This window comes from Nocardia sp. AB354 (genome assembly GCF_049538315.1).
Classification (GTDB): domain Bacteria; phylum Actinomycetota; class Actinomycetes; order Mycobacteriales; family Mycobacteriaceae; genus Nocardia; species Nocardia nova.
This window is the reverse complement of the sequence record NZ_JBMVFU010000003.1, coordinates 250,668-262,392: the sequence shown is the minus strand read 5'-3', so window position 1 is coordinate 262,392 and position 11,725 is coordinate 250,668. Positions and strand designations below refer to the sequence as shown.

Genomic DNA, 11,725 nt, shown 5'->3' with positions numbered 1-11,725 from the left:
GGTTTCGATGCTTTTGCCTCTGGTGGGAGCAGCCGCTTCACCAGATCATGAACACATGTTCCGAATCGAACAAGACCCCCAGGGCATTTTGATCACCAACCCGCGCGGCTACAGCGCGTTCACCACCGTCTTCTTCGGCGGCAGACGCCGACGACACGCGGCCGCCCTCGCCGCCGCCAGTGGCGCGGAACCCGGCGGACGCGCCCTCGATATCGCCAGCGGCCCGGGCACATTGGTGTTCGCGCTGGCCGACCGGGTCGGACCCCGCGGTGAAGTCGTAGGTATCGATGCCGCCCGCGAGATGGTCGAGTACGCCACCGCCCGGTCCGGCTACCGGACGAACTGCCGCTTCGAGTACGGCGTGGCCCAGTCGCTGCCGCTGCCGGACGCTTCGTTCGACGTCGTCACCTGCACGTTCGGGATGCATCACATTCCCGAGGCGGATCGTGGGAACGCCCTGTCGCAGATGTGGCGGGTACTACGGCCGGGTGGACGGGTTCTCCTGGCCGATATGGCGCCCGTGGGTGTGCACGGGCGGCTGACGAAGCTGCTCAGCAGGCATATGGATCCCACCGAGATCGATATCCGGCGGTATCGGAATCCCTTGGAGCAAGCGGGATTTCAGGACTTGGAGTATCGGACGGTGCAACCGTCGACGGGTGTGCTGACCGGCGTCAAGCCCGCATAGGGCCACAGCCACGGCCGGGACGGTGGACCCGCCCCGGCCGCCGAGTCTTCGCTCGTGGACTCGGCCGCCGCTCGTCTGCTCAGCGCCAGCGCCGGGTCCCCAGCGCGAGCGCCCGTCTCCTCAGCGCGAGCGCCCGGGGCCTCAGCGCGAGCGCGTTGCCCGGCGCAGCGCCGACAGCGGATCGGCGTAGCAGACGCTGAGTGAGGTGACGGCCGCGGCATGCTCCTGAACCCGCCCGCCGAATCGGCTGATCCGCAGATCCGCCGGGGCGAGAGTCGTGGCGCGACCGAAGGCCTGCACGACTCGTTCGAGCCCCGGCCGGTAACCGGTGAAGGCCTGTCCGCCCAGCACCACCCGATCGGGATTGAACATGTCGCGCACCAGAGCCGCGGTGTTGCCGAGGATTTCGGCCCGCTCGAACAGCATGTCGCGAGCCGGGGCGGAACCCTGTTCGGCGGCACGGTACAGCTCGGCGATCACCGGTTTCCGCGGCGCCTCCCGCTTCGGCACGATGCCGGCGCGCACGGCGCGAGCCAGCACGGCCGCCTCGCCGACCGTGGCCTCCAAGCAACCCCGCCGGCCGCACGAGCAATCGATATCGGATCCGGTCGGCAGATGCGCGATCGAACCCGGGCCGTTCGCCGGGGTGTAGACACGATCGTGCAGCGTGACCGCGACACCGACCGTCTCCCGGCCGTAGATGTAGAGGCTGCTGCCGGGCCGGTCCTGGGCGCCGGAGCGATCCGGCGCACCGGTGGTGAGCAGCAGTTCGGCCGCGGCCATCGCCTCCACGTGGGCGGCGACCGAAACCGGCAGGTCCAGCACGGTGGCGAAGATCGGGCCGACCGGCGCAGACTGCCAATCCAGGCGGGGATGATCCACGACGCCGGCGACGGGATCGACCCGTCCGGCCAGCGCCACACCGACCCACAACGGACGGCGCCGCGGTAATCGGTCCAGGAAGGCCTTGGCGCTGCGCGCGATGATGGTGATGGCCGCCTCCTGCGCGGCCTGCGGGGTGGCGATCTCCAACCCGCCGAGAATGCGGCCGGACAGATCGGCGGCCACGATCCGGGTGAGATTCGCACCGATATGGACGCCCAGTGTGGCGAAGCGGTCGGTATCGACCTCGAACGGCACGCGCGGGCGTCCGACCGCACCGGATGCGGTGAGGTCGGCGCGCTCTCGCAACAGTCCGGACGAAAGTAGCGCCGACACTTGCCGATTCACGGTGGCGATGCTCAAACCGGTTGTCTGAGCGGCGTTGTCGCGGAAGATGGGTCCGCGGGTGGCGGCACGCAGCACAGCGGCCGCCGGGTTGTCGGTGATCCGCAATTCCGGCGGCACCACCGGCCGCGGCACACTGCGTACCGGCCGCGGACGAGAAGGGGAAGACTGTCGTTCGAGGATGGGGCTCATCATGGGGCGAAGTCCTTGTCGAAAGTCTCGTGAAGAGACGACTACATCGGCAACAAGGCAGCGAGAAGGGCCCGAAAAGGGTCGACAGACGGACGACTGGAGCGGTCTCAGCTGCGCGGCCGGGAACAACACAGTTCCCGCTGCCGCGGCAGCCGCACACCGAGCGCCACGGTCACATAGGTGACCCGGGCGCGGTTCGAACGGCTGGTGGACATGTGGAAAACGGTAACACCCCGATTCCGCGCCGCGCCAGCGAACGGTCACGGCACATATTGCGCTCACACTGATTCGAATGCGGGCCCGCATCGCCGCAGGTGGCGCATTACCTTCGATCGCCCGGATTTCAGCAGGTCCGACGCTCGGGCGGGCGGCGGATAACGGCACGCCCGGCCGGCGCCGCCCATGCGGCCGGCACTCCCGCCCGGGCCCCGCCGTTACGCTCGGAAACCGCAGGTCACAAGCGTGAGGAGGTGGAGATGACGGCCGATCCGGTACCCCTGCGTCAGCAGCACGGGTCCGCTGCCGACCACCCGGCTTCCGGGGCGGAGACTACGGCGGCAGCCGCCGGCGCCCGCACCATCCGCAAGGCGGATCGGGCCCGACAGGTGGCCGATGTGCTGCGCCAGCAGATCCACACCGGCCAGTGCTGCGACCCGCTGCCCACCGAATCCGAACTCGCCGCGGAATTCGCCGTCTCCCGCAACGCGGTGCGCGAGGCACTGGCACTGCTGCGCGACGAGGGCCTCATCGGCCGTGTCCCGCGAGTGGGAACCTATGTGGCGCAACGCAAATACGATCACGGCCTGGACAGCCTGCGCGGCCTGAAGGAAACGCTGCGCGGGCACGGCGAGGTGCGCAACGAGGTGCGCGCGGCGGTGCGCCTCACGCCACCGCCCGCGGTTGCCAACCGGCTCGGCCTGGAGCCCGGCGAATCCGCGGTCTACCTGGAGCGGCTGCGCTACCTGGGTGATCTGCCTCTCAGCCTGGACCACACCTATCTGGCCCCGGACATCGGCGAGCGGGTACTCGACTGCGATCTGCGGTCGGAGGACATCTTCGGGCTCATCGAACAGATCAGCGGCCAGTCGCTCGGTTCGGCCGATCTGGCGGTGGAGGCCATCACCGCCGACATCCACAGCGCCGCCACCCTGCAGGCCCCCGAGGGCAGCGCACTGCTGCTGCTGGAACGTCTCACCTATCTCGCCGACGGGCGCCCGGTGGATCTCGAGTACATACGCATGCGTGGTGATCGGATCACCCTGCGCGACAGCCTGATTCGCACCACGGAAAGCAACGATTGGAGGCTGAGCCGCCATGGCGTCGGTCAATCAGCGGGCTGATGTCCCGGTAACCATCGACGAATCGCTGTGCATCGAGGGATGCACGCTGTGTGTGGAGATCTGCCCGCTGGATTCGCTGGCGATCAATCCGGACAACGGCAAGGCGTTCATGCACGTCGACGAGTGCTGGTACTGCGGGCCGTGCGCGGCGCGCTGTCCCACCGGCGCCGTCACCGTCAATATGCCGTATCTGCTGCGCTGAATCGCGCAGCGGAATCTTTCAGTGGCCGCCCTCGGCCCGATTTCGAGGAAATACCATGAAGTACCGTCGTGGCCGCATACTGGCCGCCGCCGCCCTGATCGCCACCCTGGCCGCCGGATGCTCGCTCGAGCAGACCGGATCCGGGGACACCGTCCGGGTGGTCGTCGGCTATCAGTCCAAGACCATCAATACCGTCACCGCCGGAACGCTACTGCGCGCCAAGGGTTTCCTGGAGAATCGCCTGAACGACCTGACCGCGAAGGGCGGCCCGAAATATCAGGTCGAATGGCAGGACTACGACACCGGCGCGCCGATCACCGCGCAGATGATCGCGGAGAAGATCGATATCGGCTCGATGGGCGATTACCCCCTGCTGATCAACGGTTCCCGAACCTCCGCCAGCGAGCGTTCGGCCACCGAATTGGTCTCGATCACCGGCTACCAGCCGCGGGGTTCCCTGAATATGGTTGTCACCGCGCCGAATTCGACGGCGACGTCGCTGTCGGATCTGGCGGGCAAGAAGGTGTCCGCGAGCGTCGGCTCCGCCGGTGACGGCACTCTGCGCCAGGCTCTGAGCCGCGCGAACATCGACCCCGCGCACGGTGTGGACGTGCTCAACCAGCAGCCGCAGATCGGCGCGTCCGCATTGGAATCCGGCCAGGTGCAGGCGCTTTCGCAATTCGTGGCATGGCCCGGCCTGCTCGTTTTCCAGGACAAGGCCAAGCTGCTCTACGATGGCGCCGAGTTGAACGTGCCGACATTCCACGGTGTGGTGGCACGTCGTGATTATTCGAAATCCCATCCCGAGGTGCTCGATGCATTCCTGCAGGCGCAACTTGACGCCACCGATTTCCTGCACGCGAAACCGCTCGAAGCCGCGCAGCTGGTCGCTGACAACTCCGGACTGCCGGCGGAGGTCGTCTACCTCTACAACGGACCCGGGGGAACCTCGTTCGACACGCCCCTGAAGCCGCAGCTCGTCCAGGCGTTCAAGGGTGATGTTCCGTATCTGAAGTCGATCGGCGACTTCGCCGATTTCGATATCGACAAATTCGTCGACGACGCCCCATTGCGGAAAGCCTTCGCCGAACGCGGTGCGAATTATGATGCGGCCGTGGCGAACTTCGCCGATCCCGCGCCGATCACGGGCGTCGATCCGAGCACCGGTAAACCGGTCTCCGATGCGGCCCTCGCCGGCGAGATCTGGTTCGACGGCCAGGCTGCCGCACAGCCCGCGGGCAACCCCACCGACCTGCTGCGCGCGGTGAAAGCCGCACGGGCGCAGGGGAAGAAGATCCGCGCCGCCTACGCGCCGGATGCGGAACTCGGCACTCGCTGGTTCGCGGACAAGGCGCAGTGGGTGCGCGAGGGCGATACCTACCTGCCCTTCATCACCCCCGGCGCGGTGCAGCGGTATCAGGCCCGCCGCCCCGGTGCGGTCGCGGTGAGTTACGACCAGGCCATCGGTGAGGTGCGGTCGTGAGCGCCACCACCATCCCGGTCGACGCCGGCGCTCCGGACATCACCGCGGCACGGGAAACCACTGCGCCCGCCGGACACCACGGCACCGCAGGGTTGTGGGGCTCGCGGCTGGTTCGGGTGGCCTCCATCGTCGTCGCGCTGATCGCCTGGCAAGTGCTGACCGCCAACCATCTTCGGCTGTGGGTCCGCTTCGATACGCTGCCGACGGTCACCCAGATCCTGCACCGGCTGCGGGTGCAGGTGCAGACCGACACCTTTTGGCTGGACCTCGGCCAATCATTGATCCGCATTCTCAGCGGCTTCGGGCTGGCCGCAGTGATCGGTGTCGCGACCGGGGTGGCGCTGGGGCGTTCACGCTGGTTCGCCGACATCTTCGGACCGCTGACCGAGTTGGCCCGCCCGATTCCGGCGGTCGCGATCGTGCCGGTGGCCATCCTGCTGTTTCCCACCGACGAGGCCGGCATCGTGTTCATCACCTTCCTCGCCGCCTACTTCCCGATCATGGTGAGCACCCGGCACGCGGTGCGGGCACTGCCGACCATCTGGGAGGAATCGGTGCGCACGCTGGGCGGTAACCGCTGGGACGTGCTGGTGCGGGTGGTGTTGCCGGGCAGCCTGCCGGGCGTGTTCAGCGGGCTGTCGGTCGGGATCGGCGTCGCGTGGATCTGTGTGGTTTCGGCCGAAATGATCTCCGGGCGCCTCGGCATCGGCTACCGCACCTGGCAGGCATACACGATCGTCGACTATCCCGGTGTGTTCGTCGGCATCATCACCATCGGCGTGCTGGGCTTCGCCACCTCGGCGGCCATCGAATTGCTGGGACGGCGCGCCACCCGCTGGCTGCCACGTGCCGGAGAGGTGACGAAATGAGCTCGACCGCAATGGGTTTGCGACTCGATCAGGTGGACCTTCGCTACGGTGGCGCACCTGTGCTGGACGGGCTGACACTCGATATCCGCGCGGGCGAGATCCTCGTCCTGACCGGGCCGTCCGGATGCGGGAAATCCACGGTGCTGCGCGCCCTGGCCGGCCTGCTGCCGCCCCGCTCCGGACGCGCGCTCGCGAACGGCGACACGATCACCGGGCCCTCCCGCGACCGGGCGATGGTGTTTCAGGACAATGCGCTGTTGCCCTGGCGCACTGTGCGTTCCAATATCGAATTGGCGTTGACGTTGCGCGGGGAGCCGCGGGCTACCCGCCGAGCGCAGGCCGAGCGCTGGATCGAGGAGGTCGGGCTCACCGGTTTCGGCGACTATCTGCCCAAGAGCCTCTCGGGCGGTATGCGCCAGCGCGTACAACTCGCGCGCGGGCTGGCCGGGGCGCCGCGCGCGGTACTGATGGACGAGCCGTTCGGTGCTCTGGACACTCCGACGCGAATCACCATGCAACGACTTCTGATTCAAACCTGGCAGACCCATCCCGCCACGGTCGTCTTCGTCACCCACGACGTGGACGAGGCGCTGACCCTCGGGGACCGGGTCGCGGTGCTCGGCGGCACCGACCGGGCCCTGCATTCGCTGATCGCGGTGCCGAACCCGCGCGGCAAGGACGTCGATCGCAGTGCCGAGCGTGCCGAAATCCTCGCCGCTCTCGATCGTTCGCCGCGGTCGGCCGCTGCCTGAGCCGCCCCGACTATTCACCTCCTTGGAGTGCGCTGATGAAGATTCCCGAGCTGTCCGACACCGTGCGCCTGGACTGCGACGTGCTGGTGATCGGCGGCGGAACCGCCGGCACCATGGCCGCGCTCACCGCCGCGGAGAACGGCGCGAACGTGCTGCTGCTGGAGAAGGCGCACGTGCGTCACTCCGGCGCGCTGGCCATGGGCATGGACGGCGTGAACAACGCCGTCATCCCGGGTAAGGCGGAGCCGGAGGACTACGTCGCCGAGATCACCCGCGCGAACGACGGAATCGTCGACCAGCGCACGGTGTATCAGACCGCGACCCGCGGCTTCGCCATGGTGCAGCGGCTGGAACGCTACGGCGTGAAGTTCGAGAAGGACGCCTACGGCGAGTACGCGGTGCGCCGCGTGCACCGCTCGGGCTCCTATGTGCTGCCGATGCCGGAGGGCAAGGACGTCAAGAAGGCGCTCTACCGCGTCCTGCGGCAACGCAAGATGCGGGAACGGATCCGGATCGAGAACCGGCTCATGCCGGTGCGGGTCCTCACCGACGGCGGTCGCGCGGTCGGTGCGGCCGCGCTCAACACCCGGACCGGGGAGTTCGTGGCGGTCGGCGCGAAGGCGGTGATCCTGGCGACCGGACCGTGCGGCCGGCTCGGACTGCCGGCGTCGGGCTATCTGTACGGCACCTACGAGAATCCGACCAACGCCGGCGACGGGTACGCGATGGCCTATCACGCCGGCGCGGAGTTGTCGGGTATCGAATGCTTCCAAATCAATCCGCTGATCAAGGACTACAACGGGCCGGCCTGCGCCTATGTCGCGAACCCCTTCGGCGGATATCAGGTGAATGCCGCCGGTGAGCGTTTCGTCGACTCGGACTACTGGTCCGGGCAGATGATGGCGGAGGTGAAGCGGGAGATCGAGTCCGCGCGCGGGCCCATCTATCTGAAGGTCTCGCATCTGCCCGAGGAGACGCTCGACGCGCTCGAGGGCATCCTGCACACCACCGAGCGACCGACCCGGGGCACCTTCCACGCCAACCGCGGCCACGACTACCGCACCCACGACATCGAGATGCACATCTCCGAAATTGGTTTGTGCAGTGGGCATTCCGCCTCCGGTGTGTGGGTGGACGAACACGCGCGCACCACGGTCCCGGGGTTGTACGCGGCGGGCGATCTCGCGTGCGTACCGCACAACTACATGATCGGGGCGTTCGTCTACGGGGATCTGGCGGGCGAGCACGCGTCGTCGACGCTTGCGGAAGTGCCTGCGCCGCAGATTCTTCCGGACAATCAGCTGGCCGCGGCGCATGAGCTGATCTACCGTCCGCTGCGCCATCCCGACGGCCCGCCGCAGCAGCAGGTCGAATACAAGTTGCGTCGTTTCGTCAACGACTACGTCGCGCCGCCGAAGACGCAGACCAAACTGTCGCTCGCGGTGGAGACCTTCGAGCGGATGCGGCAGGAGATCGCCGAGATGGGCGCGGACACCCCGCACCAACTGATGCGGTGCGCCGAGGTCGATTTCATCCGCGACTGCGCCGAGATGGCGGCCCGGTCCTCGCTGACCCGCACCGAATCGCGGTGGGGTCTGTACCACGACCGCGCCGACCTGCCCGAACGCAACGACGAGGAGTGGCGCTACCACCTGAACCTGCGCAAGGGCGCCGACGGCGAGATGGAATTCCTGAAGCGCCCGGTCGCACCGTATTTCGTGCCGGTGCCGGAATGGGAGGATCTGCCGCGCGCCGAGCTCGAGCCGGTCGCGGTGGCGCAGCCGGAATTGAAGGCCGGCCCACCCCGGACCGGAGCATCGGCGACCGGCGCCGCACCCCGTCCCGGAATCACGATCCCCGCCCCCACCGACGACTCCGCCGCACCCCGGATCGCGCTCCTGCTCGGGCTGGACAGTCCGGCGGCCGCCGAGCTGCGTGACTATCTGGACGACAGCGACCCCCGGGTGCGAGCCACCGCGCTCTCGGTGCTGACCGAGGGCACTCCGGACGGATTCGCCGATGCCCTGATCGCCGCGCTCGGCGACCACGACGCCGGCGTTCGCGCCGCTGCCGTCTCCGGCCTGCGCGAGCTGATCGAAATCCTGCCTCCCGCAGGACAATTGACCGCACACGCCGAATCGCCCGACCCGCTCGTGCGAGCCGCGGTGGTGGATCTGCTGCGCGCCCAGCGCCGCGGCTCGGCGGACCTGTTCGGCAAGGCCGTGGTGGACAGCGACCACCGCGTGCGCATCGAAGGTGTGCGCGCCCTGGTCTCCCTCGACGACTGGTCGGCCCTCACCGCCGCCGCGTTCGACGAGAACCGGGAGGTCCGGGTGGCCGTCGCCCGCGGCCTGGCCGAGATCGGCGCCGGCGGCGCCGACACGATCCGTGCCCTGGTCGACGACCGAGATCCCCTGGTCCGCGCCGCCGCCCTCGCCGCCCTGGCGCGGCTCGGCGATTCGTCCGATGCGGCGATTCTGACCGCGGCGCTGAAGGATTCGGCCTGGCAGGTGCGCGAGGGCGGCGCCCGCGGCTGGGCCGGACTGGGCCCGCACGCCGCGTCCGAGGCGCTGGAATCCGCCCTGACCGACCCCCATCCGGACGTCCGCAAAGCCTCCGTCCTGACCCTCTCGCATTGGCCCGACCACGCGGCCGTCCGAACCGCCCTCCAGGTGGTACTCGCCGATACCGACGCCGACGTCCGCGCCTACGCCCGCCGCACCCTGGAGACCGCGTGAGGCGGAGGGCAGCGATTCTTCGCGCCGCGCGGGGACTCGGCCCGCCTTCACAGTTCCCTCAGAAAGCCGGTCTACGCTCTGCGCAATTATCGGTCGACTCAGCTGAAGGAAACTGATGGCCAGGATTACCAGGAACCTTCGCCACACCGCCACGCTGATCGCAGCATCGGTCGGGATAGGCGCCGCGTCCATCCCGTTCACCGCGCACGCGGCTCCGCTGCCGACTTTTCCGGTAGGCGCACCCGAATACACCGTGGATGTGAACACCCCGGCCGCGGCGCCCGGCTACATCTACTACAGCAACGGTGTCAGTGCGGCGGCGCTGGTTCCGGGGGCGGGTAAGGCGCTGTCGGCCGTTCCGGCTACCGCTCCGGCGAATATCGTGGTGGACAAGGCCGGGCATGAGGTCTGGCGCTACACGCCTCCCGCCGGACAGGACGTCTCGAACTTCCGCACCCAGACGTACCAGGGCAAACGGGTGCTTACGTGGTGGCAGGGCGGCACCGTCGGCGGGCACGGCTCGGGTGCCGACTACATCGCCGACGAACACGGCAACGTCATCGAAACCCTCGATGCCGGTGGCGCTCCCAGCGATGTGCACGAATTCCGCCTGACTCCCGACGGCCGAGCGCTGATCACGTCGTACCAGGAGGTGGACGCCGATCTGTCCGCGATCGGCGGCCCGAAGAACGGCAAGATGTACGACACCGTCGCCACGGTGGTCGACGTGGCGAGCAAGCGAGTTCTGTTGCGCTGGAGCGCCGCCGAGCACGTCCCGCTCACCGACACCACCACCCCCGGCAAACTTCCCGGCAGCGACACCTACGACCCGTATCACATGAATTCGATCGCGCTGGATCCCGATGGCGATCTGGTGATCTCGATGCGCGATACCTCCACCGTCTACGACGTCGACATCCACACCGGTGCGATCAAGTGGCAACTCGGCGGCAGGCATTCGACTTTCGATCTCGGCCCCGGCGTCGAATTCGCATTCCAGCACGACGCGGAATTCGCCGACCCGAATACGCTGCGCCTGTTCAACAACAACTCCAGCGGCTTCGAGACACTGGGCGTGTCGAGTGTGCAGTGGATCCACCTGGACTTCGACAACCACCGAGCCACATTGGTGCGCAACCAAACCCACCCCGCCGGCCTGACCGCCTTCGCCATGGGCGACGCCCAGCCGCTCCCCAACGGCAACACCCTGGTGGGCTGGGGCATGGCACCGCATATTTCGGAATTCGCCCCGACGGGCGACATGGTCTACGACGCCCGGTTGCCGTTGGGCACCTACCGAGCCTTCCCCGCCGACTGGGCACCGACCCCGAACTGAGAACGAAACCCCACTCGGCGAGTCAATCCCGGCGAGCGGTCATGCACTGGCGAGCTTCTCGTTCACCCATTTATTGACACTGATCCCGCGCTCGGTGGCCTCGATGGTCAATCGCCGGTGCATGTCGGCGGATGTGCGAACCAGGAACTGGCCGCTGTACGTGCGATCGGCCAACGGCACCGGCACCGGCTCGCCGGGCGCCTGGTTCAAGAGCAGTCCCAGTGATGTTCCACAGGTCGGTCCGGGCAGGTGGAGCACTGGAAGATATAGACCCCGCCGGCATCACCGAACATCACGTTTGCCGGATTGTGTGCCGCACGATTGCCGGCAGGATCCGTCCTCTCCTGTCCTGTCTCACTGTCGCGGTCCTCGGCCGGGAGCCAGCTCCGCCAGGACTCGCCGTCGTACTCCCAACTGCTCACTGTCAGCAAGTGCTCCATCGTCTGTCCGCACCTCGGGCACTCCGGCCACCAGGGCTCCTGGGTCCAGCTCGGGAACCCGCCGAGCTTGATTCCGGGCGCGTCAGCCAGGTGGTAGTGGTACATCCAGCCGGTACGAGCTTCCATGTCCTCCAAACGTTCTCGCAGTGCAGCGCGCAGATCATCCGGCATGTCCCAGCTCGGATACTCGATTACCGGCTCGGGATGAAGGACGCAGGGGTCTGGGATGCTGTCCTCCGGTGCGGTGCTCACGGTCGGCGGCGTCGCTTCGAGAATCCATCCGATCGACTCCGCACTGCGCCAATACACCCGCGGTGTCGGCGCGGTACACCCATCGATGATGAACGGGCACCACAGCACCTGGAGCAGGTCACATCCGTCGGGGAAGACAAGCTGTGGCACGTCCCGCCGGTAGATCTGGGCAACGCTGACCAACGGCACGGGGCCATCCGTCGCCG

The 11,725-nt window shown here is 67.9% G+C and carries 11 protein-coding genes; 8 read left to right on the top strand and 3 right to left on the bottom strand.

Annotation, left to right across the window (positions count from 1 at the left end; translation table 11 throughout):
• Positions 1-55 precede the first annotated feature (55 nt).
• A complete protein-coding gene (locus ACPCUW_RS06050; protein WP_305779552.1) occupies positions 56-688 on the top strand; it encodes a class I SAM-dependent methyltransferase in 633 nt (210 codons plus the stop codon).
• Between the two features lie 141 nt (positions 689-829).
• On the opposite strand, the gene ACPCUW_RS06045 is transcribed toward ACPCUW_RS06050, so the two are convergent.
• On the bottom strand, positions 830-2,110 hold the full coding sequence (locus tag ACPCUW_RS06045; protein WP_305779553.1) for an ROK family protein: 1,281 nt from the start codon (positions 2,108-2,110) through the stop codon (positions 830-832).
• Between the two features lie 473 nt (positions 2,111-2,583).
• Here ACPCUW_RS06045 and ACPCUW_RS06040 point away from each other — a divergent pair, with 473 nt between their 5' ends.
• From ACPCUW_RS06040 to ACPCUW_RS06010, 7 genes are all read left to right on the top strand, one after another.
• On the top strand, positions 2,584-3,447 hold the full coding sequence (locus ACPCUW_RS06040) for a GntR family transcriptional regulator (RefSeq protein WP_305779554.1): 864 nt from the start codon (positions 2,584-2,586) through the stop codon (positions 3,445-3,447).
• Entirely contained in the window at positions 3,422-3,649 is a 228-nt protein-coding gene (locus ACPCUW_RS06035; RefSeq protein WP_030516520.1) for a 4Fe-4S dicluster domain-containing protein, read from the top strand. The genes ACPCUW_RS06040 and ACPCUW_RS06035 overlap by 26 nt, the downstream gene beginning before the upstream one ends.
• A gap of 55 nt (positions 3,650-3,704) precedes the next feature.
• On the top strand, positions 3,705-5,132 hold the full coding sequence (locus tag ACPCUW_RS06030; RefSeq protein WP_423423925.1) for an ABC transporter substrate-binding protein: 1,428 nt from the start codon (positions 3,705-3,707) through the stop codon (positions 5,130-5,132).
• 38 nt (positions 5,133-5,170) lie between these two features.
• Positions 5,171-6,001, top strand: coding sequence for an ABC transporter permease (locus ACPCUW_RS06025; protein WP_245921492.1), 831 nt, complete (start codon positions 5,171-5,173; stop codon positions 5,999-6,001).
• Positions 5,998-6,753, top strand: coding sequence for an ABC transporter ATP-binding protein (locus ACPCUW_RS06020; protein WP_305779556.1), 756 nt, complete (start codon positions 5,998-6,000; stop codon positions 6,751-6,753). Before ACPCUW_RS06025 ends, ACPCUW_RS06020 begins: the two co-directional genes overlap by 4 nt.
• A 35-nt stretch (positions 6,754-6,788) precedes the next feature.
• On the top strand, positions 6,789-9,491 hold the full coding sequence (locus ACPCUW_RS06015) for a fumarate reductase/succinate dehydrogenase flavoprotein subunit (RefSeq protein ID WP_423423924.1): 2,703 nt from the start codon (positions 6,789-6,791) through the stop codon (positions 9,489-9,491).
• Positions 9,492-9,606: 115 nt separating this feature from the next.
• The gene (locus ACPCUW_RS06010; RefSeq protein WP_305779558.1) at positions 9,607-10,827 is read left to right on the top strand and encodes an arylsulfotransferase family protein; all 1,221 of its coding nucleotides are present in this window, start codon (positions 9,607-9,609) and stop codon (positions 10,825-10,827) included.
• A 39-nt stretch (positions 10,828-10,866) separates the two neighbouring features.
• Here ACPCUW_RS06010 and ACPCUW_RS06005 read toward each other — a convergent pair whose 3' ends face one another.
• Together ACPCUW_RS06005 and ACPCUW_RS06000 are read right to left on the bottom strand one after the other, a co-directional pair.
• Positions 10,867-11,037 (bottom strand): toxin-antitoxin system HicB family antitoxin, encoded by a 171-nt coding sequence (locus tag ACPCUW_RS06005; RefSeq protein ID WP_305779559.1) that lies wholly within the window; start codon positions 11,035-11,037, stop codon positions 10,867-10,869.
• Positions 11,034-11,708 carry a hypothetical protein gene (locus tag ACPCUW_RS06000; RefSeq protein ID WP_305779560.1) on the bottom strand — a complete coding sequence of 225 codons (675 nt, stop codon included), beginning with the start codon at positions 11,706-11,708 and terminating at the stop codon, positions 11,034-11,036. Before ACPCUW_RS06000 ends, ACPCUW_RS06005 begins: the two co-directional genes overlap by 4 nt.
• Positions 11,709-11,725 lie beyond the last annotated feature (17 nt).